We start from the raw sequence: 26,331 nt of genomic DNA on the forward strand, positions 1-26,331 counted from the left end.
ACCTACTTATTTTTCGTCATACCAAGAGTAGTGGAATGTTCCTTCTTTATCCTTACGTTGGTAAGTGTGGGCACCAAAGTAGTCACGTTGTGCCTGGATCAAGTTCGCTGGAAGATCAGCTGAACGGTAGCTATCAAAGTAAGTAATGGCTGCTGAGAATGTTGGTACTGGTACACCAGCTTGAACAGCAAGAGCTACGATATCACGAACTGATTGTTGGTACTTAGCAGTGACATCTAAGAAGTACTCATCCAAAAGAAGGTTAGGAAGATCTGCATCACGGTTGTATGCATCTGTGATCTTTTGCAAGAAACGAGAACGGATGATACATCCATCGCGCCAGATAGAAGCGATGTCAGCAAATGGTAAGTTCCAGTTATTCTCTTTAGAAGCTACACGCAATTGCGCAAAACCTTGTGCATAAGAAATGATTTTTGAGAAGTAAAGAGCTTGGCGGATTTTTTCGATCAACTCAGCCTTGTCACCCTCAAATTTGAAAGCAGCTGGTTTTGGAAGAACCTTACTAGCATGAACACGTTCTTCTTTGTAAGTAGAGATGTAACGCGCAAATACTGACTCAGTGATAAGAGACAATGGCACACCAAGGTCAAGTGCTGATTGGCTAGTCCATTTACCAGTTCCCTTGTTACCTGCAGCATCAAGGATATAGTCTACAATTGGTCCTTCATGACCTTCATCATCTTTACGGCTCAAGATATCAGCTGTGATTTCAATCAAGTAGCTGTCCAATTCACCCTTGTTCCACTCAGAGAAGATTTCAGCCATATCTTCTGCTGAAAGACCAAGCAAGTGTTGCATAAGATCGTAGCTTTCTGCGATCAATTGCATATCACCGTACTCGATACCATTGTGGACCATTTTCACGTAGTGACCAGCTCCATCAGGACCGATGTATGTTACACATGGTTTTCCATCTTCTGGTGCTTTAGCAGAGATTTCTTCAAGAACATCTGCTACCAAGTCATAAGCTTCTTTTTGTCCCCCAGGCATGATAGAAGGACCTTCAAGGGCACCTTTTTCACCACCAGAAACACCTGTACCGATAAAGTTGATACCTGAGTTCGCCAATTCTTCATTACGACGAATAGTATCTTTATAGAAAGTATTCCCTCCATCGATCAAGATATCACCTTTATCCAAGTGTGGAAGAAGGGCTTGGATTGTTGCATCTGTACCAGGTCCTGCTTGAACCATAAGCATAATACGACGTGGTTTTTCAATAGAGTTTACGAAGCTTTCGATATCATAGCTTGGCACAAAGTTTTTATCAGGATGGCAAGCAATCACATCTTCAGTTTTTTCTTTACTACGGTTATAAATAGCAACTGTATAACCACGAGATTCGATATTAAGGGCAAGGTTACGACCCATTACGGCCATACCAACAACACCAAAGTTAGCTTTTGTCATGTGACACTCCTCTTATTCAATATGTTTTATTTTATCATGTTTATCTGTGAAAAGAAAGAATTTTATAACAATTTGACTAGTAGTCTAAATCATCAGCATGGCCAGAACCATTCCCTACAAAGTAACCTGTCTTACAGTTAAGGGTAAAGAGATAAGTTCCATCTGGTTTATAAAGATTGTAGTAACCATTGCCATTAACAATATTCACACGTTCCAAGATATATTTGTTTCCAGTGATGTATCCACGCGCACGTGATGTCTCAAGAATTCTTTCAAGGACACCATCTGCAAATGTCCAAGCAGGGTTACTGCTGTCATTAACAGCTGATTGATTGTACGGTACTCGGCTCACACCTCTTTGCAAATTAACGCCTTCACTCGATAAGCCACCATTAGTAGATGCAGAAGAATCGCTTATTGAAGTAGAGGGACTGCTTTCTGTAGTTGGACTTGACACTTCCTGGCTCGCTGCTGTTGTCGAATCTGTCGTCGTACTTGCTAGTTGACTCTTACCAAGACTGATTGCTTTATCTAGCAATTTATCAATTTCTGTATTTCCAGTTTTGATATCTGTAAATTTCGCGTCTGCTTTGATTTTTGCGTTTGTATCCAAGACACCATCTGTAATAGCTGGAGTTTCAAATTGAGAATTAACTTCTTGAATTGCTTTTATCTGAGTTTCCAAGCTATCATATTTTGATTTGGCAAGAGTATATTCTCTCGCTCCCTCAAGTTTATCCAGAAGCTCCTTCAATTGATTCAGTTGACTAAACTGGCTATTTTTAAGAGCCGTTTTGTTTTCATCGGTATAGAATGTATCGTAGAGAGTATTAAATTGTTCCAAAACTGACTGATTACTTACCAGACCTGAATCTGCCGCTTTCGTTTGAATTTCTTGAGAAGAACGAGAAATTTGGCGATAAACGTAATATGAACCTCCCAAAATTAAGAGGAAGACTAAAATAATGACTGACAGGATTGCCAATTTTTTCTTACTTTTTGGCTTCTCAATAGGCTGATCAGAACGAGACAAGGGTTGCAGTTGTTCGTCAGTTTCTTCATCAACTACTGCAGCTTGCGAATTAGCAACTTCAGCCATTTCAACAGCATCCAATTCGTTTTTAAAAGGTTGCTCGAGAACTTTTGTTTCTTCAGCATCAACTTCTTGAGCTACAATCTCCGTGGTCTCTGCAGCTACTGCATCTGCAATTGTTTCCCCTTCTGAACTTGATGTATTTTCTTTTTCAGTCGTTTCTCTCACTTCCTGAATCATATCATCCAAGCTTTGAGCAGGCTGGTCTTTTTTTGTTTGTAAATTTTCAAACTTATCAGCTTCGATTTCTTCACGATGTTGTTTAATATATTTGTCCAAGACCGTATCTTCTGGAGTTACACCTGCCTCAACTTCTTCGTTCTTACGAATGGCCTGACCAACCGTTAAATCTTTCGCTTCTTCAAATTCAAATTTAGATTCTTGCTCACCCTTATGATGGTGGTTACGTCTTTTCTTACTCATTTGCATTCCTTTCTAATTTGACATCTTGTCTTTTCACTCGTTGACCAAAATATTGATATAAATCAACTTTCAAGGTACCGTTATAGAGTTTCCGTTTTTTATCTGCCTGACTACCATATTTACTTTCAAAAGCTTCATCACTAGTCAGGATAAATTTACTCCATGTTTTAAGGGGGGCAAATACTTCTCCCATCTCAGCATAGAGCTTGGTTACTCCTGCATCATCTGACAAGCGTTCTCCATACGGTGGATTCGAAATAATAACTCCATTGATCTTGTCCGTTCGCAAATCCTGCACTCGCATCTGTTTAAAGAGGATGTCCATAGAAACTCCTGCTGCCTGGGCATTAGCCTTGGCAATTTCTACCATGCGTCCATCAATATCACAACCCATGATATCTAGCTCAATCTCTCGATTGATTTTTTTGCTTGCCTCTGTGCGGACTTCCTGAATCAACCGGTCGCTAACCCAGTTCCAATCCTCGAAAGCAAAGGAACGGCGTAAGCCTGGCGCCATATTACGAGCAATCATAGCTGCCTCAATACAGAAGGTTCCTGAACCGCAGGTCGGATCAATCAAGGGTTTATCAGGATACCAGTTTGATAATTGCAGAATTGCTGCTGCCATGTTCTCTTTAATAGGAGCACCACCTTTTTCAGTACGATAACCTCGTTTGAAAAGACTAGAGCCACTTGTGTCAATCATGATAGTCGTAACATCTTTAAGAATTGAAACCTCTATTTTAAACTCTGGACCATTTTCCATCAGCGGAACACCTTCTGGTCGAGCATAATGTTTCTGCAATTTCTTGACAACTGCCTTTTTAGAAATAGCCTGGACACTAGGTTCGTTATGAAGTTTTGATTTGACACACTTAGCCTTAGAGATTGGGAAACGTGCTCCGAGTGGAAGATAGTTTTCCCAATCTAAGGCAAAAACTCCTTGAAAAAGCTCTTCAAATGTTTTTGCGGGAAAAGTCCCAACAACAATCTTGATCCTATCTGTAGCTCGTAGCCACAAATTAGTTTCGATAATTGTCTTTACATCCCCTTCAAAGCGAACGCGACCATTCTCAACTTGACAATCATAGCCAAGTGCACGCACTTCACGACCTACAACAGCCTCTAAGCCTGCTGCAGCAGTCGCTATTAAGTTAAATGTTTGTTTCATGTCAGTCTTTAAAGACCTTTCTCTTGTTCACCTTTAAAAAATGAGGTTGAGAAAATTTCTCAGCCCCAACCTATATGCAATTTTCTATAAGCCATGTTTTGTTCCAGAAGCGACTAGGACCACTTCTTTCGATAATCATCTGTCTACCACTAACAGCTAGAAGCTGCTAGCAGTCAGAGTACTACGTTCGTTTCCGTGCACTCCATGCCCCGACCAAAATTTGGGTTGCTAGCTTGAGGGGTTTACCGCGTTCCACTCTCTCTGTTTCCAGAGAGACTTCGTCACTGTGGCACTTTCAGAGCTACTAAAACATATCCGAAAACTTAGTCTATTCACTCGCCGTAACGATTTCTCGTCCCTAGGCTTATGGTTTCGCCTAGCACAAACACTACAGGCATCACAGCCTGTGCTAGCATGGACTTTCCTCATGAAAAGATAAACTCTCCACGCGATTATCCAAAAATTGCACAACTGTATAATTCTTAGAAATCAGAATTTTCTACGATTTGTTTGCCAAATACTTCTTTTTCAAGACGATTCAAGCGTTTCAGGATATCAAAATTAGTCATAGAAGTAGTACTTCCAAGCTCAGCAGGTTCAGACGTTACAGATACAGGTGCCGCCTGAGGTTTGTTCGCCAATTGCTCTTTCAATTCTGCGACTTCCAAACGTAGTGATTTAACCAACGCTGCATAGGTTTCATAGTCCTTGATAACGTCATCTAAGAATTCATCTACCTCTGCTTTACTGTATCCACGTACTTCTCTTCCGAAATCCTGCTCAAAAATATCCTTTGCTGTAAAAATAATACTTGCCATGTCTCTCTCCATTCTCAGTTACTAGTATTATTATATAAAAAAAGGCAAACAAAAAGCAAGGTCAAAGCCTCAATTTTCAGAAAAATTTTCGGCCACTTCATTTAAATCCTCAAATGTTAATATTTTTGTAATATAGTTGTCTTTCTTTTTCATCAATTCGTAAAAAAATCTCAGTTTTGTTTCGTTATCTTCATCGTAAAAAATATAGGCTCCATCCGTATTTTCGAGTAAAAAAATCTGATAATCTCTCAATTGGCCTTTGTGCTCATAAGTTGGATAGGCATATTTGACAAAATCGACCTGTTTAAAATCACTCAATTTGATCTGATTAGCTTCATTCCAATTCGAACCATGTGTCTCAAAGTCAAAAATAGTCGCTAGTTGAAATCCATAGTCTTCTTTCATTTCCTTGGCGACTTCTAAAACCCAATGTTCAAAACCAAGAGAACCCGTAAAAACGAGCCATTTCAAGCCTTCTTCAGCTAATCTTTCCAAATCTCTACGGATAGCTTTTTTGATGATTTTTAAACGGATATCCTTTTCATTAAATAATCCCAAATCAAAAGCTGAGTATCCCAAAACCAAGGCTGTATGCATTTTTTCACCCTTTCTAAAGACCTTTGTGGTATAATAGAGTGATGTTATTGTACCAATAAGGAGGATTATGGTCAACTATCCACATAAACTTGCATCTAAATCAAGCAAAACTTCCCTACCTCAAACTAAAAATTTCGCAAATCGGGGAATGAGTTTTGAAAAGATGATCAACGCTACGAACGACTACTATCTCTCACATGGAATGGCAGTCATTCATAAAAAGCCAACCCCGATTCAAATTGTACGAGTCGACTATCCTCAGCGGAGTCGTGCTAAAATTGTCGAAGCCTATTTTAGACAGGCATCAACAACTGACTACTCGGGTGTTTATGAAGGATTTTATATCGATTTCGAAGCCAAGGAAACTAAACAAAAAAGAGCTTTTCCGATGAAGAACTTTCATTCTCATCAGATTCAGCATATGGAACAGGTCCTTGAACAAAAAGGAATTTGCTTCGTCTTAATCCATTTTTCTTCTTATCAGGAAACGTATTTATTACCGGCAATTGACCTCATCCGTTTTTATCGTCAGGATATGGGGAAAAAATCAATGCCGCTTGATTATATTCGAGAGCACGGTTTTGTAATTGAACAACAAGCCTTTCCTCAAATACCATACCTCGATATCGTCAAACAACATTTACTAGGTGGTAAAACAATATGAATAAACATTTTTTCTGGCGCATTGCTAAATATCTAGGAATTGGATTTTTAGTAGCTTTTATTGCTGCAATATTGATTGGTGGAAGTGTCTTCTTCTACTATGTATCTAAAGCACCAGAACTTTCTGAAAGCAAACTTGTCGCAACAACTTCAAGTAAAATTTACGACAGTAAAAACGAATTGGTTGCTGACTTAGGAGCAGAGCGTCGTGTTAATGCTCAAAGCAGTGACATTCCTATTGAACTTGTAAATGCAATAGTATCAATTGAAGATCATCGCTTCTTTAATCACAGAGGAATCGATAGCATTCGAATAGCTGGAGCTTTCCTGCGAAACTTAACTAGTAGAGGTGGCCTCCAAGGTGGTTCAACCTTGACGCAACAGTTGATAAAATTAACTTACTTTTCAACTTCATCATCAGACCAAACAATCGCACGTAAGGCCCAAGAAGCTTGGCTAGCTATTCAGTTAGAAAGAACTGCGACCAAACAGGAAATTTTGACATATTACATCAATAAAGTATACATGTCAAATGGTAACTATGGAATGCAAACTGCAGCTCAAAGTTACTATGGTAAAGATTTAAAAGACCTATCAATTCCACAACTTGCTCTTCTAGCCGGAATGCCACAGGCACCTAACCAATACGATCCTTATTCTCATCCAGAAGAAGCAACAGAACGTCGTAATCTAGTCCTATCAGAGATGCAAAAGCAAGGCTATTTAACAGCTGAACAATATGAAACGGCTATAAATACACCTATCACTGATGGTTTACAAAGTCTTAGAGGAAGCAACTCCTATCCTCCATACTTAGACAATTACCTCAAAGAAGTGATTGAACAAGTTGAAACAGAGACAGGCTACAACCTTTTAACTACTGGAATGGATGTCTACACTAACGTAGACCAAGACGTTCAAAAACGACTTTGGGATGTATACAACACGGATGAATATGTAAACTATCCAGATGATGAAATCCAAGCAGCTTCTACTATTATTGATGTATCAAATGGTAAGGTTATTGCTCAACTCGGCTCTCGCCACCAAGCCAGCAACGTATCTTTTGGTATTAACCAAGCCGTTGAAACCAACCGTGACTGGGGTTCTACCATGAAACCAATCACAGACTATGCCCCTGCATTAGAATATGGCATTTATGACTCTACTGCCTACATGCTGAAGGATGTTCCGTACAACTATCCAGGCACTAACATTCCTGTTTATAACTGGGATAGGGGGTATTATGGTAATATTACCCTTCAAACTGCTATCCAACAATCTCGTAACGTACCAGCCGTTGAAACTCTCGATAGAGTTGGACTCGATAAAGCAAAAGGTTTCCTAAATGGTTTAGGCATTGATTATCCAACCATGGTATACGCAAACGCAATTTCAAGTAATACGACCGAATCAGGTAAACAGTACGGTGCAAGTAGTGAGAAAATGGCTGCTGCCTATGCTGCTTTCGCTAACGGTGGTATCTATTATAAACCAATGTACATCAATAAAATTGTCTTCAGTGACGGTAGTTCAAAAGAGTTCTCTGATCAAGGTACTCGCGCTATGAAAGAAACAACTGCCTATATGATGACAGAAATGATGAAAACAGTATTATACTCTGGTATAGGTCGAGATGCTTATATTTCATGGCTTCCACAAGCAGGTAAGACTGGTACATCAAACTATACTGATGAAGAGATTGAAAACCATATTAAAACCGATCAGTATGTCGCTCCTGATGAAATGTTCGTCGGCTATACACGTAAATACTCAATGGCAGTATGGACTGGTTACTCCAACCGATTGACACCAATTGTTGGTGACGGATTTAGAGTTGCTGGTAGCATCTATCGTTCAATGATGGAGTATCTCGCTGAAAATGATCACCCTGGTGATTGGACCATGCCAGAAGGACTTTATAGAAGCGGTGATTACGTCTTTAAGAATGGGGCACGTAGCAACTGGATTCCCCAAACAACTCAACAATCCTCAACAACAGCTTCCAGCTCAACAACTGAAAATCAAACTTCAGTAGCTGAAACTACTAGCCCAAATACCGCTCAGAATCCAACTGCTCCAAATACAAATACAAATCAAAACCCTCAACAAAATCAAAATTCTCAAGGACAACAATAATCAATAAAAACCTAGGAAACATCTTCCTAGGTTTTTATTTACCAAAAGATGGAGTTAATCACTAACTCCATCTTCTTTTATTTTACATGGTTTGCAAGATCTTCTTGCGCTTTTTTATTAGATTCTTCTTTTTCTTTCTTCCATTTATCTTGAGCTTTTTGATATTCATCAGCAGTTACTGGTTTATCTTGAAGTTCAAGGTACTTGTACAAGAGGGCTTCACTCATACCCTTGTTACCTGAGTATGCAAATGGAAGAGTATATGGTACCATCTTAGACAACATTGGACGTCCAGTTTGAGAAGTTGTTGGAATAATCAAAGCGCTATCTGTCAACCACGCTTGGGCAGCAGCATATTTATCATAACGTTTTGAAACATCAGTGTTTTCGTTTCCGGCTTCAACAACCATCTTTTCATAATCTTCCAAACCAACTTGTTTGGCAGCAGCGTTGTTTGTACCAGCATCAAATCCTAGATAAGTCTTCGTGTTTTCACCAACAGATGGTTTGATGATATCAAGGTAAGTAGATGGGTCAATGTAGTCTGGAGACCATCCAACGTTATCTGAGAGATCCCAATCTTCTCCAGCAGCTGTTTCAGCAAAGTAGGTAACATTTAAGACTTCATCTTTTTGAAGTTGTTGAATATCAACAACGACATTGTCAGTTCCTAATGTTGCTTCAAGTGATTGTTTCAATGACTGAACACGTTGAACTTTTGTAGTATTAGTTTGGTCAACTGGCATATCCAAATGAATTGGGAATTGAACGCCCTCTGCTTGGAGAGCTGTCTTAGCTTTAGCAAATTCTGCTTTCGCTTTTTCAGGATTGTAAAGGCCATCTTGAGTATCATCTAGATTAACATCTTTCCACTCATCACCATAGGTTACCAATTTTTCCTTAACTAACTCACCAAAGTTTTTACCATCAGCTTGAACAAATGTTGGTGGTACGAACAAATTACGAAGAAGTTTGCTTGCTCCGCTTTCTCCGTTTACTTGAGAAGCATAGGCTGTTCTATCAAAACCAAAGGCGATAGCTTGACGGAAGTCTTTGTTTAGGAGAGCTTTCTTAGTTGATGTCTTTTGCTCATCTGTAGTCTTAGAAGTGTACTTGTAAGACTGACGGTCAATATTTGTCCCAACTAAGAAAGTAGCAGAATCTTGTGGTGTATAAACGATGTTATCCTTAAACTCTTTTTCAAGTTCAGGATATCCTGCACTTGTCGGGAAGAGACGAGCCATTGAGAAGCCGCCATCCTTAAAGGTGTCTGCAAGTTTGCCTGTATCTTGACCATCCCAGAATGATAGTTTTACTTTATCAATATGAACATTGTCCTTATCCCAGTAGTTTGGATTCTTTTCAAATTCTACTGAAGATTTTGCTACCAATGATTTCAACAAGAAAGGACCGTTGTAAAGAATACTGCTTGGATCAGTTGCTTTGGCAAAGTCACTTCCTTTAGAAGTAAGGAATTCTTCATTGACTGGTGCAAGAATACCCATGGTTGTCTTAGAGTTCCAGAAGCTTTCTGGTTTATTCAAAGTGTATTGAACAGTTTGATCATCAATTGCCTTGATTCCAACTTCTGAGAAGTCTTTTACTTCACCTTTGACATAAGCGTCAAGACCTTTAATGGATTCTTGAACAAGATAAAGGGCCTCTGACTTATTATCAGCTGCATATTTAAGACCTGTTACAAAGTCTTGAGCTTTCACAGGCGCATACTCTTCACCTTCAGAAGTGTACCACTTAGCATCTTTACGGATTGTATAAGTGTAAGTCAAACCGTCTTGAGATACAGACCAGTCTTCTGCCATAGATGGCACAAAGTTTCCGTAACGGTCATTCTCCATCAAACCGTCAACCACATTACTTGTGATATTAGCAACCGCAGCCTTACCTGTTGTCAAATAGTTGAGGCTGTCTGGATCTGTTTCATAAACGTAAGAAAAAGTTTTCTCACCTTTTGCACTAGAGCCTGAACCTGAACAAGCTGCCAAAACACCTGACGCTAACAGAGTCACTCCTGCTAGGGCCATTACTTTTGAAAATTTCATAATAAACTCCTTTTTGACTTTTTATACATTATAGTCCCTTTTTCGCCAAGTGTCAATACAATTTTCAGAATTTTTCAAATTGATTTGAAAATTTTTTCTTCCTATAGTTTTAATATGAAAATCTTTTTAGGAAAATTTCTATCATTGACATTTATCAACTATAGCTTTATGATATAATGAAAGAAGAAAGTTGAAAGGAAATACCATGTCAAAAGAAGTTATTGTTGAAAGTTTTGAACTAGATCATACGATTGTAAAAGCTCCTTATGTCCGCTTGATCGGAGAAGAGACTGGACCGAAAGGAGATATCATTTCTAACTTTGATATCCGCTTGGTTCAACCAAATGAGGACTCTATCCCTACTGCTGGACTTCATACTATTGAGCACCTCTTGGCTAAGCTAATCCGTACTCGCATCGACGGTATGATCGATTGTTCACCATTTGGTTGTCGTACAGGGTTCCATATGATTATGTGGGGACGTCATTCTAGCGCTGAAATCGCAGCTGTCATCAAGGATTCACTGAAGGAAATCGCTGAAACAACAACTTGGGAAGATGTCCCAGGAACAACTATTGAATCTTGCGGAAACTACAAGGATCACAGCCTCTTTTCTGCTAAGGAATGGGCAAAATTGATTCTCCAACAAGGAATCTCAGACGATGCCTTTGAACGTCACGTTATTTAACAATAAAAAAGGAACCAGCTTTTCAACTGTTTCCTTTTTATTTTCAAATTTTTGATTTAGGCTTTTTCACGAATGACCAAGACACCATCTTCCATGTCAGCTTCAAGGTTTTTAGCATCAAGATTATCCAAATGGAAGTCTGTTACTTTGTCACGGATTTGTTGTTCAACTACTCGACGGAGTGGACGAACACCCATCACTTCATCATAACCTTCTTCAGTCATGTATTCTTTGGCTGCATCGCTCACTGCCAAGTCGATTTCTTTCTTAGAAAGAGTCTTATTGACATCAATCAACATCAAATCAACAATCTTAGAAAGATCTTCCTTACTCAAATGTGAGAATTCAATAACAGCATTGAAACGATTGAGGAATTCTGGACGGAAGTAAGGTTTCAAACGATCCATCAATTCTGGTTTATCCGCATCTTCTGTCAAGTTGGCTTCATAGCCAAAGCCTGCATTTGAAGTTGCTATAATCACCGTATTCTTGAAGTTTACAGTGTTACCTTGACCATCTGTCAAACGACCATCATCCAATACTTGAAGAAGAAGAGTGATAACTTGAGGGTCAGCCTTTTCAATTTCGTCGAGAAGGACGATTGAGTATGGGTTACGGCGAACACGTTCTGTCAAAGTATTGTTGTTGTCATCATAACCAACATAACCAGCTGTTGTACCAATCAATTTAGAAACGGCTGTACGATCGCTGTATTCTGACATGTCCAAACGAATGATGGCATCTTTAGTACCGAACATATCAAGTGCCAATTGTTTAGCCAATTCTGTTTTACCAACACCAGTAGGTCCTACAAAGAGGAAGCTACCGATTGGGCGATTTCCTTCATCAAAACCTGCACGGTTCCGACGAATCGCTTTGGCAACGGCTTCAACAGCCTTGTCTTGACCGATAACCTTAGTTTGCAAACGGTGGCCCATATCTTTCAAACGTTCAATATCAGTTGCACCCATTTGTGAAACAGGAATACCTGTCATACGTTCTACAGACTCAGCTACGTCATTTACAGTCGCTGTAACCTTGTGATCTTCTGTATGGTTAGCAATTTGCTTTTCAAGTTCTTCGATACGAACTTTTGCATTTAAAGCTGCTTCATAATCTTCTTTAGCAGCTGCAGCTTCTTGTTTAGCTTTTTCTTCTTCAATTTCATGTTCCACAGCATGTACATCTGTCACTGGGTGTTGTGCTGCCAAGTGAGCAGCTGTCACATCGACCAAGTCGATAGCCTTATCTGGCAAGCTACGTTGTGGAATATATTGAACAGAGTAATCAACAGCCGCTTTCAATACTTCATCTGGCAAGATAACATTGTGGTGTTGTTGATAAAGATCACGGATCCCTTGGAGAATTTTGAAAGTATCTTCAGCAGATGGTGCATTAACTTTTACTTCGTTGAAACGACGAGCAAGAGCAGCGTTTTTCAAGATTGTATTACGATATTCATCTTGAGTTGTTGCACCAATCACTGTCAATTCCCCACGTGAAAGAGCTGGTTTCAAGATATCAGCAAGTCCTTTAGATCCTTGACCATCCCCTGTGCTACCTGCGCCAAGGATTTGGTGAATTTCGTCGAAGAAGAGGATAATATTCCCAGCTTCCTTGACTTCGTTTACCAAGTTTTGAATATTTTCTTCAAAGCTACCACGGTATTGAGTACCAGCTTCAAGTCCAGAAATATCAATTGAAATGATTTCTTTGTTCTTGATTGCTGCTGGAACATCACCATTCACAATAGCTTGTGCAAGGCCTTCTACTACAGCAGTTTTACCAACACCAGCATCACCGACAAGAACTGGATTGTTTTTTGTACGACGAGAAAGAATTTCAGAAGTTTCTTGAATTTCCTTGTTACGTCCAATAACCGGATCTAGCTTCCCTTCACGAGCTTCAGCAGTTAAATTACGTCCAAGTTTAGCAAGAATACCGTCTTGTTTCATACCTTTCCCTTGAACGTACTGAGCTTGATCACTTCCTTCGCTAGGAAGTTGACCTGTTTGACGGTAAATCGCGAATTCTTCAGGTGTTACTTCACGACCGTTAATCAAATAACGACGATTTTCAGAACTGTATCCACGCATACCACCCATCAATTGGTTAAACAAATCATCCATGTTGTTAAAGTTATTAAAGTTGTTATTCATATTTCATACCTCGTTAAATTCAAAATTAGTTAGTCAAATTAATTTGACTTTCTCTGACCTTTGTTTTAAAAATTTTAGACTAGCAATTTGCTACTCTACGTATAATTTCAGGTTTCTCTTTATCCAATACAGATTTTGTAATTGGATTTTCTAAAATACTAATGGTAAACATAGGTTGCACCTCTTTCTAGGTTTTACCCATACTTTAATCTTAAGATAAATTACAAAATCACCTTAAAATCATGGTTTTCTAAGGATTTTCTCATCCTTATGTTCTTAGTATATCACTTTGGTCAGTATTAGTCAAGAGATTTGACCAAAATTGACTAATTTTTTTTAAAAATTTTTTTATACCAAAAAACCAGTCAAAATGACTGGTTTTTATTTACTATTTATGAATCTTAGCTCAATGCATCATCCATTGAAAGAACTTCGTGGAAGACACGTTGTGTCAATTCAGTTTTTTGTTCTGGAGTGAGGTATTTAGTGTTTACACAGTATCCAGAGATACGAACGATTACGTCTTCACCTGACATGATCTTTTCGTAAACATCGTTCAAGTCCATAACGTTCAAGTTAACGTGTTGTCCACCGTTTTCGAAGTAACCATCAAGGATTGTTACCAAGTTATCAACTTGTTCGTCACGAGTTTTACCAAGAGCGCGAGGTGAAACTTGAGTTGTCAATGAGATACCATCAGCTGCATAACCAAAGTCAAGACTAGCAAGTGAGTTCAAGTTTTGCAACCATCCACCTTTAGCTTTGTTAGATGGGTTAGCACCTGGTGAGAAGAATTCAAGTTTAGACAAGTTCACAGAACCATCTTCGTTGAGGTATACACCTTTGTGGACTGGTGAGTTACCAGTTTGTTTAGAGTAAGCAACGTTAGATGTGATTGTCAAAAGTGATACTGTAGCTTCTGCGTCTTTGTAAAGTTTGTGGCTACGTAGACGAGTTGTGTAAGCTTCGATCAACCATTCTGCCAATTCGTTTGAACGTGGGTCATCTTCACCCCAACGTGGGTATTCACCGATTGTTTCATAATCGTAGATGTAGCCATTTTCGTCACGGATTGGTTTAACTGTAGCATACTTGATAGCTGACAATGTATCAACAGTGTTGGCGAATCCACAGATACCGAATCCCATGTTAGCACGTTGTTTAGTTGGCAAGAAGGCCATTTGAACAGCTTCGTAGTTGTACTTGTCAGTCATGTAGTGGATAATGTTCAATGCATCTACATAAGTGTCAGTCAACCAGTCAAGAGATTTTTCGAAGTTAGCTTTAACTGATTCGAATTCAAGAACTTCGTCACGGATTGGTTCGATATCAAATACTTTGTAGTCTTTATGAACATCGTCATAACCACCGTTCAAACCAGTAAGAAGAGCTTTAAGAACGTTAACGCGAGCACCGAAGTACTGGATGTTGTGACGTTGTTCTTCGTTTTCTGGGTCAAGTGGAGACACACAACATGAGATACAGCTCATTTCACCGTATCCATCTTTAGCCATTGTTGTAACACCTTCGTATTGGATAGAAGAGTGCTTGTGGCTCATGTGCATACAGTAGCGACGGAAGTTGTAAGGCAATTTGTCAGTCCAAAGAACTGTCAAGTTTGGTTCTGGAGAGTTACCGATGTTGTCAAGAGTGTTCAAGAAACGGTAGTCCATCTTAGTAACACGGTGACGACCGTCGTTACCCATACCAGCCATAGAAGTTGTGATGAAGGTTGGGTCACCTGAGTACAATTGGTCATAAGCTTTTGTACGACCGAATTTAACTGTACGAAGTTTCATAACGAAATCGTCAACAAACTCTTGGATTTCTGATTCAGTAAATGTACCACGAGCAAGGTCACGTTCAGCAAAGATATCCAAGACGATTGGCACACGACCTAGAGATGTAGCTGCACCGTTGATAACGCGGCAGACAGCCATGAAGGCAATGTTTACCCATTGGATAGCTTCTTTAACGTTCATCGCTGGTTTACGAACATCAACTCCGTAAAGGTCACCTAAACGAACAACTTCTTGTAATGCTTTGTATTGAAGGTTGATTTCTTCACGAAGACGGATTGTCTCTTCATCGATTTCTTTGATAGCATTCCAATCATTCAATTTTTCTTGCATCAAGAAGTCAGCTCCATAAAGAGCAAGACGTGCGTACACACCAATGATACGTCCACGTGAGTATGAGTCTGGAAGACCAGTTACAGTGTGGGCGTGACGAGCACGAAGAATGTTAGAAGTATATGCACGGAAGATACCATCGTTTACTGTTGTAACGTATTTAGTGAAAATTTCGTGAACAGCTGGATCTGGCTCATAACCGTTTTCTCTCAAAGTAGTTTCAGCCATACGGATACCACCTTTTGGCATGAAATTCAATTTGAAGAGTTCATCGTTTTGGATACCGAAGATCAATTCGTTTTCTTTGTCGATAAATCCAGCTGGAATATCAGCAATAGAAGTTGGACGAGTATCCATTGGGAAACGAGTTTCTTCGTAGTGTGCTTTAGTTTCTTCTACGATTTTTTTGATGTGAAGTGAACGCTCTGTTGGTCCTGCAAGGAAGCTTTCATCTCCATCATAAGGTGTGTAGTTAGCTTGTACAAAGCGTGATACACTTGCTTTTTCTTTCCAGTCAACACCTTTAAAGCCTTCCCAGGCTTTGTCAAAAATGTCCTGTGCTTCAACAACTGTCTTAACAACCATGTTAATGTCCTCTTTTATCTTTCTAGTAACAGTCATCTGTTACATTCATGTATTCAGTATACCACACAGTAAACGATTTCAACAACTAAAATAAGTAATTTTCCCCACTTTCTTTTATAATACAGTTGTTGTTTTCGCAATAACTGTATTATAGTTTTGAAAAAAGATTTACCTATTTTCTATTTTTTCTGAAAAAGGTTATAATATAGCTAGTAATTCTACCAAAGAAAGGTCATCACATGCTGATATTTCCACTGATGAATGATTTATCTCGTAAAATCATCCATATTGACATGGATGCTTTTTTTGCTGCGGTAGAAATTAGAGACAATCCTAAGCTTAAAGGGAAACCCGTTGTTATTGGTAGCGACCCAAGAAAAACAGGAGGTCGCGGAGTTGTTTCGACTTGTAGTTATGAAGCGAGAGCCTTTGGCATCCACTCAGCTATGAGTTCCAAAGAGGCCTATGAGCGTTGTCCGCAAGCCGTTTTCATTTCTGGAAACTACGAAAAATATACTGCTGTCGGTCAACAGATACGAGCTATTTTCAAACGATATACAGATAAAATTGAGCCTATGAGTATCGATGAAGCCTATCTAGACGTAACTGAAAACAAACTCGGTATCAAATCTGCAGTTAAGATTGCTCGCTTAATTCAGCAGGATATTTGGCAAGAACTCCATCTGACCGCTTCTGCCGGTGTATCTTATAATAAGTTTTTAGCTAAAATGGCTAGTGACTATCAAAAACCTCGTGGTTTGACGGTTATTCTCCCTGAAGAAGCCGAAAACTTCCTCAAACAAATGGATATTGCTAAATTCCACGGCGTTGGCAAGAAAACTGTTGATAAATTGCATCAAATGGATGTATTCACAGGAGCTGATCTCATAGAAATCTCTGAAATTACGCTTATCGATCGTTTTGGACGACTTGGATTTGACCTTTATCGAAAGGCTCGTGGGATTGATAATTCTCCCGTTAAATCTGACCGTGTTCGTAAGTCTATTGGTAAAGAAAAAACCTATAGTAAGATTCTTAGTCTGGAAGGAGATATCAAAAAAGAGCTAACTCTGCTTTCGCAAAAAGTCGCTCTTAGTCTTCAAAAATATGAAAAAAGTGGTAAGATTGTCATCTTAAAAATTCGCTACGCTGACTTTTCTACTTTGACTAAGCGAAAAACCCTAGATCAGCAAACACAAGATTCAGACCAAATCGCTCAATGCATTATTCAACTCTACGAAACACTCAGTGATAAGGATAAAGGCGTCCGTTTATTGGGAGTCACAGTGACTGGATTTTAAAAACCTTGAAGGAATCTTCCCTCAAGGTTTTTTCTTATACAAATAATCGAACAAAGCTATAAAGTAACAAGACACTACCAAGGACAATACGGTATTTACCGAAAACTGTGAAGTCGTGTTTTTTAACATAGCTGGTCAAGAAACGAATGGCAACCATGCTGACTGCAAAAGCGACTACCATGGCTACTAAGAGCAAGAAAAATTGACCAAAACTCAAAACTTCTCCTGCCTTGATGAATTTAAAAATCTTCAAGGCACTAGCTCCAAACATAACAGGAATCCCTAGATAGAAGGTAAACTCAGTTACCACCGAACGACTGGTTCCATTTAACAAACCACCGACGATAGTGGCACCTGAACGGCTAGTTCCTGGTAAAAGGGCCAAGACTTGGAAAAGTCCGATATAGAGGGCTGTTTTATAAGGCAACTTATCTAGCTCAGTTACTGTTGGCTCGATTGCTTGTGCTTTGTTGCGTTTTTCAAGATAAATGAAAGCAACCCCATAAACAATCAACATAATGGCTACTGATACCATATTATGGAAGTGAGTATCAAACCAATCATCAAACTTAAAGACTAGAAGAAGAGGGAGTGTCGCAACAAATACTTTAGACCATAATTGCCAAGTTCTACGAACTTCGACTTTATCCTTGCCTGGTTTGAAAGGATTAAGTTTGTTAAAGTAGATAACCATAACGGCTAGGATAGCACCCAGTTGAATGACGACGTTAAACATAGACATAAAGGCTTCATTTTGATCTTTATACTGGATAAACTCTTCTGCCAAAATCAAGTGACCAGTACTCGAAATCGGCAACCATTCCGTGATTCCTTCAACAATACCAAAAAAGATAGACTTTAAAATTTCAAAAAAATACATAGATAACTCCTTTTTCTATCCTCCATTATATCATACTTTTAAAGGCTGTGTTTAGTTTTCTTTAGAAAGCACCAATACTTCCTCCGCCACCACCGCCCGAGAAACCTCCACCAGAGCTACCACTTCCGGATGATACAGAAAAAGTACTTGCTGTATTGGCGATTGCTGCATAATGGTTTATATGAGAGGTTGATGCATGAAAGTTGGTATCCCATCCACAATATACATAAAGATTCATATCTGCATTTATAAGCTGTATGTTATGGAGCTTCATGATTTTGTTCACTTTCTTGGCACATCCATATAGAGTTGCATAGACCAAAAGGCGATTCCAAACAACAATACTCTCTAGTTCAGCCTTCTCTAAATGGGCAATATCCCGAAGCATATTTTCAAAACTTGTCCAGAGATAAAATGCTTCTGCTCCTTCTTCATTTAAGACACCATCACGAGATGGCCCTCGTGTCGCAAAATGAACTAAGGCACTAGCAAGTAACCCCAGTAAACCGAGGGAAAGTAAAGGAATTGAGAAATAACCACAGGTTCTTAGACTATAGTAGAAAATGAGAAGGCCGATAAGTCCTGTTACAGCCGAACAGAATTTCATTTTCTTCACAAGATTATTTTCTGTATCCGTCAAAGGACGATAGTAGCTCGGAAGTCGTAAAATTTTCACCTTGTCTCGAACACAACTTTGCATACGTTGAAGTCGTCTCTCGAAGGAACGTTTGAGGTGCAACCCGAATTCGCGAATATGTTTCTCATCAGCTTCCTTAGCACCATGGAACAAAGTTGAAGAAACTTTATATTCAAGGAAAAGGTCAGATAAAGCAATTTCTTTCTTAGTTGAAAGAGTCATGCGCAAGCATTCTTTTTCAAAATTAGACAAGCCTTTTTCACTAATAATTTTTATCCACGGTTCCTCTTCACCCTGAAAAATGGATAAATGCCCGCGATCAACTAAGTCCAACAAGGTTGCCTGGATTAGTTGTTCAAAGGTGAACTTACCAAACTTATGCTTATTTAGGGGACTAACTTCCTCTAAGGAGGTTGAATAAACGGCTTCTGCCAAAACCATTGGAGGTAAGTCCATTGGGGGTTCGTAGAGTCGATGATTCTTTGGATATACTTTTTGGAGACTTATCTGTTTACGAAATGTTCGATAATACATGATAGTAAGTAGCAATAAAGCCATAAAGAAAGTTGGGAAAATCCATTTTATCATGACATTCGCCTGCACTTTATTGGCTTTTATTTCTACTTCAACTCTTTTGAAGTTACTTAAATCATCTTCATTCAACTCTTGACTCGGAGCACTTGAGAAAGCTTCTCTCGGCCAATATGCATGAAGTTCAATCTGACGTTTTTTAGGAAGATCCTTCATCTTAACCCAGTAGATATCATTGATTTTTTCGACACTTCCCTCGTTTAGGAGTTTGCCAGTATGGAAAAAGAGTTTCTCTGCAGGACTATCTGAAGTTACTCGAAATTCTAAATCTTTGATATCTCCTGAACTATCTGTCAGTGGTTGCCAATTTAGCTCCGCGATATCGTTATACAAAAAGAGAATATTTGACAGTTGCCAGGTAACGGTTACCCGAACAGTATCTCCTGCATTTCCTGGATTAAGAACGAAGACCTTGTAGCCATCCTCTTCTTCCTTAGTATATGAGAGAACATCCTGAATGATTTGCCCATTTTTAGATACAAGGACAGTTGGGTCATCATCTATATCAAATCCTTTTGGCATTTTCCCTGCTTTACCGAGACCAATCAATTGACCATTAAAATCATCTTTAAAATGGTAGGTAATTGTTTCTTTGAAAACTGCTGTATTATCTGCATGAATATTCAAATCTCCCTTATAGGATAAAATATCAAAGTCTACAGCAAAAACCAAGCGCGGTACAAAAAGGAAACAGGTAAATATCAAAGCCAATAGCCATTTCTTTTTCATCTTACACTGCCTTCCAAGTTTTTTCACTATTATATCATTTTTTACAAGTAAAGGTTTACTTGTATTGAAAATCTCACCATTTTTAGATACAATAGAGGGAGCTATTTTTAGACTAGAAATAGGAGAAAACATGAAAAAATTATGCTTATCTATCCTTGCTAGCCTAGCCCTTACTCTAGGACTAGTTAGCCAGGTCCAAGCCGATGAATATTTACGCATCGGAATGGAGGCGGCTTACGCACCTTTTAACTGGACTCAGGATGATGACAGTAACGGTGCTGTCAAAATCGATGGAACCAATCAATATGCCAACGGGTATGATGTCCAAATAGCTAAAAAGATTGCTAAGGACCTCGGCAAAGAACCTTTGGTTGTAAAAACTAAATGGGAAGGACTCGTTCCAGCCCTTACCTCTGGTAAAATCGATATGATTATTGCAGGTATGAGCCCAACTGCTGAACGAAAACAAGAAATTGCCTTCTCAAGCAGCTACTACACTAGCGAACCAGTACTTTTGGTCAAGAAGGATTCTGCCTATGCTAATGCTAAATCACTAGAGGATTTTAGCGGAGCAAAAATCACTTCTCAACAAGGTGTTTACCTTTATGACTTGATTTCACAAATCTCAGGTGCTAAGAAAGAAACTGCTATGGGTGATTTTGCGCAAATGCGACAAGCTCTTGAAGCTGGGGTCATCGATGCCTATGTCTCTGAACGTCCAGAAGCCTTAACTGCCGAGTCAGCAAACGCTAAGTTTAAAATGATTCAACCTGAACCTGGCTTTAAAACTGGGGAGGAAGATACATCTATCGCTATCGGTTTACGTAAAGACGACGAACGTATCAGTCAAATCAACGCTAGCATTGAAACCATTTCTAAAGAAGAACAAGTTGCGCTAATGGATCGTATGATCAAAGAGCAACCTGCCGAATCTACAACAACTGAAGAAAGCAACAGTAATTTCTTTGGCCAAGTTGCTAAAATTCTATCTGAGAACTGGCAACAACTCTTGCGTGGTGCAGGTATTACTCTTCTCATTTCCATTATCGGTACTATCGTCGGTCTCATCATTGGTCTTGCTATCGGTGTCTTCCGTACTGCACCTCAATCTGAAAATCAATTTATCTACGTAATCCAAAATCTAATTGGCTGGATTCTCAACGTCTATATTGAAATTTTCCGTGGTACTCCTATGATTGTACAAGCCATGGTTATCTACTATGGTACTGCACAAGCCTTTGGTATCAACCTAGACCGAACACTGGCTGCTATCTTTATCGTTTCTATCAATACGGGTGCCTACATGACAGAAATCGTCCGTGGTGGTATTCTGGCTGTTGATAAGGGACAATTCGAAGCGGCAACTGCACTTGGTATGACTCATAATCAAACCATGCGTAAGATTGTTTTGCCTCAAGTTGTTCGAAATATTCTACCAGCAACTGGTAATGAGTTCGTCATCAACATCAAGGATACTTCTGTATTGAATGTTATCTCTGTTGTAGAACTTTACTTCTCAGGAAATACAGTAGCAACACAAACCTACCAATACTTCCAAACCTTTACCATCATCGCAGTTATTTACTTTGTCCTTACCTTTACAGTAACGCGTATTCTCCGTTACATTGAAAAACGTATGGATATGGATACCTACACAACAGGTGCTAACCAAATGCAAACGGAGGATTTGAAATAATGAATCAACCCATTCTTGAAATCAAACACCTCAAAAAATCCTATGGACAAAACGAGGTCCTAAAAGACATCTCCCTCACTATTCATAAAGGAGAAGTGATTTCTATCATCGGAAGTTCCGGTAGTGGTAAATCAACCTTCCTACGTTCTATCAACCTTCTCGAAACTCCAACTGAAGGTGAAATCCTTTATCACGGTGAAAACGTCCTTGAAAAAGGATATAACCTTACTCACTACCGTGAAAAACTAGGTATGGTTTTCCAGTCCTTTAATCTTTTTGAAAATCTCAATGTTCTCGAAAATACGATTGTGGCACAGACAACTGTTCTCAAACGTGACCACTCAGAGGCAGAGAAAATTGCAAAAGAAAACCTTGAAAAGGTTGGTATGGGAGAACGTTTCTGGCAAGCCAAACCAAAGCAACTTTCTGGTGGTCAAAAGCAACGTGTGGCTATTGCTCGTGCTCTTTCTATGAATCCTGATGCCATTCTCTTTGACGAGCCTACATCAGCCCTCGACCCTGAAATGGTCGGTGAAGTTCTCAAAATCATGCAAGAACTAGCTCAAGAAGGCTTGACTATGATCGTTGTAACCCACGAAATGGAATTTGCTCGCGATGTATCAAACCGTGTTATCTTTATGGATAAGGGGGTTATTGCAGAAGAAGGCAAACCTGAAGAGCTATTTACCAATCCTAAAGAAGAACGCACCAAAGAATTTTTACAACGCTATCTTGGATAATCAAAAAAGACTGCAACCTGCAGTCTTTTTATATTTCCTAAAATGAAAAGGCAGGTTCTTTTCGAACCTGCCTATATCCAAAGACTAATCTTCAAATTTTTCATGATTTTTGTCGTAGAAATCAATTAAGCCAAGGGCTGTTTCAAAGGAAATGTTTTTAACTTTTGCACGTCCTTGAGCTAAAGCAATGATAGACATTTCACGTGCATTTGTTTCCTTAGAAATACGATACCCTGTGATTTTTTTATCACGAACCCAGCTAACAACTGATTCTACTTTTTCAAAGTTAGACTTAGCCATGTTATTCTCCTATTTTTTTCTTTGCGCTATTTCATTCTATATGTTTTTATAGTATTTGTCAATAAAAACGCATACATACACTGAATTAAAGCGCTCAGAACACAATTATTTGGCTTTTAAAGCCGATAATATATGGGTCCGTATATCTTCAACTCCATTAGGATTTGCTGGCAAGAATATAGTATTATTTCCTTGTTTGTCTGCAAAATTATTCAATGTGTCTAAATACTGATTGGTTAATAGGATTGACATAATTTGTTCTTCAGTTAATTCGACATTAGCTCCTTTTAACTCTTTAATAGAATCAGCAAGTCCATCAACAATTGCTTTCCGCTGCTCTGCGATCCCCACACCATGAAGACGATCTTTTTCTGCCTCAGCTTCTGCCGCTGTAACGATCTTTATTTTGTCTGCTTCAGCCAATTCTTGAGCGGCCACTCTCTTACGTTGAGCTGCATTGATTTCGTTCATCGATTGTTTGACTTCTGCATCCGGCTCAACTTTGGTAATGAGCGTCTTAACGATAATATACCCATACGTTGACATTTCTTCCGCTACTTGTTTTTGAACTTCTAATGCAATTTCATCTTTTTTCTCAAACAATTCATCCAAAGTTAATCTAGGAACAGATGAGCGTAATGCATCTTCAATATAAGATTTAATTTGAGCTTCCGGTCTCATCAATTTATAGTAAGCATCTGTAACGTTTTGCTCATTTACACGGTATTGAGTTGCGACATTCATGGTCACAAAAACGTTATCTTGGGTTTTGGTTTCAACCACGATTTCACTTTGTAAAAGGCGTAGCTGTACACGAGCTGCAATTTTGTCAATGCCAAATGGTGCTCGCAGATGAATACCACTATTACTTAACTTTTGATATTTACCAAATCGTTCGATAATGGCAACAGATTGTTGACGAACGACATAAACAGAACTTACTATAGTAACTCCCACAATAAGCATTAGAATTAATAGAACAAGTATAACTGGTAAAACTGGTAAAACCATGGGAATCTCCCCCTTTCTTCACTTACATTATAGCACTCGCATATAGGTTAGGCAAATAATATGATAAAAATTTTATAGGATATTAAACAAGCATATTATATAGGGTTTCGTTCCCATTTAAGTTAATATAAGACGGGTCGAATTTTTCCATTCGATGAGTCAAACCTGCATAATCGTGCTTATCTGCTAGAGCTACACCAATCAAAACAGGTCCAGTTCCCTTGCTAGCACGTTTGATGTATTCAAAACGTGTGATATCATCATTCGGTCCCAAGATATCATTTACAAACTCTCGAAGAGCACCTGGGCGTTGTGGGAAATTCACTACAAAGTAATGCTTGATGCCATCATAGATCAAGGCACGTTCTTCCATCTCTGGCATACGGTTGATGTCATTATTTCCTCCAGAAATGATACAACAAATAGTTTTTCCTTTTATATAATCAGACAATACTTCTAGGGCTGCAACACTAGCAGCACCCGCAGGTTCTGCTACGATACCTTGTTTAGAATAGAGATCAATTAGGGTCTCAGAAATCAAACCTTCATCCACACCAATAAGAGTCTGAACATTTTTACGAGTTGCCTCATAGGTCAACTGTCCTACCTTTTGCACAGCAATCCCATCCGCAAACTTATCAATTTCCTTGAGTTTGACTGGTCCTCCAGCTTCAAACGCCGCCTTCATAGAACGAGCCCCTTCAGCCTCAACACCAATGACTTCAATTTCTGGATTTGTTTCTTTAATATAGGTAGAAACACCAGAAATAAGACCTCCACCTCCTACAGGTACCAAAACAGTATCAAAATCAATGGATTCTTTGCGTGCTTCTTCTAAAATCTCGTAGGCAACAGTTCCTTGCCCCGCTTGAACATAAGGATCATCGAAAGGATCGATAAAGGTACGATTTTCAGCGACTGTAAACTCTTGAGCTGCCTTGGCTGACGCATCAAAGGTATCTCCTACCAATTTGATAGTTACAAAATCACCACCAAAGAAACGAACCTGACCAATTTTCTGTTGAGGTGTTGTAATTGGCATAAAGATTGTTGCAGGAATCTTCATCTCATTACATGTGTAAGCAACTCCTTGGGCGTGATTTCCCGCTGAAGCACACACTACACCACGTTCACGTTCTTCCTTGGTCAATTGAGAAATCGCATAATAAGCACCACGAATCTTAAATGACCGAACACGTTGAGCATTTTCTTTCTTGAGATAAATTTTAGCTCCGTATTTCTCTGATAAGTAATGATCATATTCTAACGGTGTATTGACTACTACACCACTCAATACTTTATGGGCTTTTACCACATCTTTTGCACTAAGCATAATCTTCTCCTTAATTCGTTTTCAAGATAAAAAGCGGGTTAGGTACCCCCAACTCGCCTTCTATCTTTATTCTCAAAAATTAGTTGTAGATTTTGAATGCGTCATCGTCGTTTTTACCAACAAATGGCATTGCTTTACGCAATTCTGCACCAACCTTTTCAATTTCAAGGTTAGCAGCTTGTTCACGGTAAGCAGTCAATTTTGGACGACCAGCTTTGTAGTCGTTCACAAAGTCGTTGGCAAATTTACCATTTTGGATATCAGCAAGAACGGCTTTCATGTTTTCTTTGACTTGTTCAGTGATCACACGTGGACCTGAAACGTAGTCACCGTATTCAGCTGTGTTAGAGATTGATTGACGCATTTTCTTGAATCCACCTTCGTAGATCAAGTCAACGATCAATTTCATTTCGTGAAGCACTTCGAAGTAAGCCAATTCTGGAGCGTATCCAGCTTCAGTCAAGACTTCAAAACCAGCTTCGATAAGGGCAGTCAAACCACCGCAAAGAACTGCTTGTTCACCAAACAAATCTTCTTCAGTTTCTTCTTTGTATGTTGTTTCAAGAAGACCTACACGCGCTGCACCAACACCTTTACACCAGTCCATAGCGATGTCTTTAGCATTTCCTGTAGCATCTTGGTATACGGCGTAAAGCGCTGGAACACCAAATCCTTCTTCGTAAGTACGACGTACCAAGTGTCCTGGTCCTTTAGGAGCACACATGAAGACATCAACATCTGCAGGAACTTTGATGAATTCGAAGTGGATGTTGAAACCATGTGCAAAACCAACTGCATTTCCAGCTTCCAAGTTTGGAGCGATTTCTGCCTCGTACAATTCTTGTTGAATTTCGTCTGGAGCCAAAATCATGATAACATCAGCCAATTTAGTTGCTTCTGCTACTGTGTAAGTATCAAAACCATCTTCTTTAGCTTTATCAAATGATTTACCTGGACGAACGCCGATAATCACATCGTGACCTGAATCACGCAAATTTTGAGCATGCGCATGTCCTTGTGAACCATAACCGATAACGGCGATTTTTTTACCGTCAAGTGCTGCTACTTTTACATCTTTTTCGTATTCCATTTGAACTGCCATAATTTTTTCTCTCATTTCTATTTTTATTGCCTGATAGGCTAAATTAACAAAT

General features: G+C 39.1%; 20 protein-coding genes and 1 other RNA gene. 6 read left to right on the forward strand and 15 right to left on the reverse strand.

What is annotated here, in order from left to right:
• Window positions 1–6: 6 nt before the first annotated feature.
• From gndA to ACXYSK_RS05160, 6 genes are all read right to left on the reverse strand, one after another.
• Window positions 7–1,431, reverse strand: a complete 1,425-nt coding sequence (gene gndA, locus ACXYSK_RS05135) for an NADP-dependent phosphogluconate dehydrogenase (RefSeq protein ID WP_458625286.1) — start codon at window positions 1,429–1,431, stop codon at window positions 7–9.
• A 76-nt stretch (window positions 1,432–1,507) separates the two neighbouring features.
• A complete protein-coding gene (mapZ, locus tag ACXYSK_RS05140) occupies window positions 1,508–2,947 on the reverse strand; it encodes a cell division site-positioning protein MapZ (RefSeq protein ID WP_006150220.1) in 1,440 nt (479 codons plus the stop codon).
• Complete coding sequence (locus ACXYSK_RS05145; RefSeq protein ID WP_458625287.1) at window positions 2,940–4,118, reverse strand: THUMP domain-containing class I SAM-dependent RNA methyltransferase; 1,179 nt, start codon at window positions 4,116–4,118, stop codon at window positions 2,940–2,942. Before ACXYSK_RS05145 ends, mapZ begins: the two co-directional genes overlap by 8 nt.
• Before the next feature lie 82 nt (window positions 4,119–4,200).
• An RNA gene (gene rnpB, locus ACXYSK_RS05150) (RNase P RNA component class B) lies at window positions 4,201–4,582 on the reverse strand.
• A gap of 18 nt (window positions 4,583–4,600) precedes the next feature.
• On the reverse strand, window positions 4,601–4,936 hold the full coding sequence (gene gpsB, locus ACXYSK_RS05155; RefSeq protein ID WP_006150353.1) for a cell division regulator GpsB: 336 nt from the start codon (window positions 4,934–4,936) through the stop codon (window positions 4,601–4,603).
• Window positions 4,937–5,005: 69 nt separating this feature from the next.
• Complete coding sequence (locus ACXYSK_RS05160; protein ID WP_458625288.1) at window positions 5,006–5,533, reverse strand: DUF1273 domain-containing protein; 528 nt, start codon at window positions 5,531–5,533, stop codon at window positions 5,006–5,008.
• 67 nt (window positions 5,534–5,600) lie between these two features.
• Between ACXYSK_RS05160 and recU the strand changes: the two genes are divergently transcribed.
• The gene (gene recU / locus ACXYSK_RS05165) at window positions 5,601–6,197 is read left to right on the forward strand and encodes a Holliday junction resolvase RecU (RefSeq protein ID WP_458625289.1); all 597 of its coding nucleotides are present in this window, start codon (window positions 5,601–5,603) and stop codon (window positions 6,195–6,197) included.
• The gene (gene pbp1a, locus ACXYSK_RS05170; RefSeq protein ID WP_458625290.1) at window positions 6,194–8,335 is read left to right on the forward strand and encodes a penicillin-binding protein PBP1A; all 2,142 of its coding nucleotides are present in this window, start codon (window positions 6,194–6,196) and stop codon (window positions 8,333–8,335) included. The genes recU and pbp1a overlap by 4 nt, the downstream gene beginning before the upstream one ends.
• Before the next feature lie 77 nt (window positions 8,336–8,412).
• Here pbp1a and ACXYSK_RS05175 read toward each other — a convergent pair whose 3' ends face one another.
• Window positions 8,413–10,395 carry a peptide ABC transporter substrate-binding protein gene (locus ACXYSK_RS05175; RefSeq protein ID WP_458625291.1) on the reverse strand — a complete coding sequence of 661 codons (1,983 nt, stop codon included), beginning with the start codon at window positions 10,393–10,395 and terminating at the stop codon, window positions 8,413–8,415.
• Between the two features lie 205 nt (window positions 10,396–10,600).
• Between ACXYSK_RS05175 and ACXYSK_RS05180 the strand changes: the two genes are divergently transcribed.
• The gene (locus ACXYSK_RS05180; RefSeq protein WP_004251981.1) at window positions 10,601–11,083 is read left to right on the forward strand and encodes an S-ribosylhomocysteine lyase; all 483 of its coding nucleotides are present in this window, start codon (window positions 10,601–10,603) and stop codon (window positions 11,081–11,083) included.
• Between the two features lie 56 nt (window positions 11,084–11,139).
• Here the strand turns inward: ACXYSK_RS05180 and ACXYSK_RS05185 are convergent, their stop codons facing one another.
• Window positions 11,140–13,242, reverse strand: a complete 2,103-nt coding sequence (locus ACXYSK_RS05185) for an AAA family ATPase (RefSeq protein WP_458625292.1) — start codon at window positions 13,240–13,242, stop codon at window positions 11,140–11,142.
• 401 nt (window positions 13,243–13,643) lie between these two features.
• Window positions 13,644–15,959 carry a formate C-acetyltransferase gene (gene pflB / locus ACXYSK_RS05190; protein ID WP_006150108.1) on the reverse strand — a complete coding sequence of 772 codons (2,316 nt, stop codon included), beginning with the start codon at window positions 15,957–15,959 and terminating at the stop codon, window positions 13,644–13,646.
• A 239-nt stretch (window positions 15,960–16,198) separates the two neighbouring features.
• On the opposite strand from pflB, the gene dinB reads away from it, so the two are divergent.
• Window positions 16,199–17,260, forward strand: a complete 1,062-nt coding sequence (dinB, locus tag ACXYSK_RS05195) for a DNA polymerase IV (protein ID WP_458625293.1) — start codon at window positions 16,199–16,201, stop codon at window positions 17,258–17,260.
• 34 nt (window positions 17,261–17,294) lie between these two features.
• Here dinB and ACXYSK_RS05200 read toward each other — a convergent pair whose 3' ends face one another.
• Both ACXYSK_RS05200 and ACXYSK_RS05205 read right to left on the reverse strand, forming a co-directional pair.
• Window positions 17,295–18,140 (reverse strand): undecaprenyl-diphosphate phosphatase, encoded by an 846-nt coding sequence (locus ACXYSK_RS05200; protein WP_458625294.1) that lies wholly within the window; start codon window positions 18,138–18,140, stop codon window positions 17,295–17,297.
• Between the two features lie 61 nt (window positions 18,141–18,201).
• Window positions 18,202–20,097 carry a DUF2207 family protein gene (locus tag ACXYSK_RS05205; protein ID WP_458625295.1) on the reverse strand — a complete coding sequence of 632 codons (1,896 nt, stop codon included), beginning with the start codon at window positions 20,095–20,097 and terminating at the stop codon, window positions 18,202–18,204.
• A 130-nt stretch (window positions 20,098–20,227) separates the two neighbouring features.
• Between ACXYSK_RS05205 and ACXYSK_RS05210 the strand changes: the two genes are divergently transcribed.
• Both ACXYSK_RS05210 and ACXYSK_RS05215 read left to right on the forward strand, forming a co-directional pair.
• The gene (locus ACXYSK_RS05210; protein ID WP_458625296.1) at window positions 20,228–21,793 is read left to right on the forward strand and encodes an ABC transporter substrate-binding protein/permease; all 1,566 of its coding nucleotides are present in this window, start codon (window positions 20,228–20,230) and stop codon (window positions 21,791–21,793) included.
• Entirely contained in the window at window positions 21,793–22,533 is a 741-nt protein-coding gene (locus ACXYSK_RS05215) for an amino acid ABC transporter ATP-binding protein (RefSeq protein WP_235083828.1), read from the forward strand. Before ACXYSK_RS05210 ends, ACXYSK_RS05215 begins: the two co-directional genes overlap by 1 nt.
• Before the next feature lie 84 nt (window positions 22,534–22,617).
• On the opposite strand, the gene ACXYSK_RS05220 is transcribed toward ACXYSK_RS05215, so the two are convergent.
• The 4 genes from ACXYSK_RS05220 to ilvC form a co-directional block, all read right to left on the reverse strand.
• On the reverse strand, window positions 22,618–22,833 hold the full coding sequence (locus ACXYSK_RS05220) for a capsule biosynthesis transcriptional regulator (protein WP_002893653.1): 216 nt from the start codon (window positions 22,831–22,833) through the stop codon (window positions 22,618–22,620).
• A 105-nt stretch (window positions 22,834–22,938) separates the two neighbouring features.
• Window positions 22,939–23,844, reverse strand: a complete 906-nt coding sequence (locus tag ACXYSK_RS05225; protein ID WP_458625297.1) for an SPFH domain-containing protein — start codon at window positions 23,842–23,844, stop codon at window positions 22,939–22,941.
• An 82-nt stretch (window positions 23,845–23,926) separates the two neighbouring features.
• Complete coding sequence (gene ilvA, locus ACXYSK_RS05230) at window positions 23,927–25,177, reverse strand: threonine ammonia-lyase IlvA (RefSeq protein ID WP_458625298.1); 1,251 nt, start codon at window positions 25,175–25,177, stop codon at window positions 23,927–23,929.
• Window positions 25,178–25,256: 79 nt separating this feature from the next.
• Window positions 25,257–26,279 (reverse strand): ketol-acid reductoisomerase, encoded by a 1,023-nt coding sequence (gene ilvC, locus ACXYSK_RS05235; protein WP_441348523.1) that lies wholly within the window; start codon window positions 26,277–26,279, stop codon window positions 25,257–25,259.
• Between the last annotated feature and the right edge of the window lie 52 nt (window positions 26,280–26,331).

It is taken from the genome of Streptococcus sp. V919 (genome assembly GCF_054353475.1).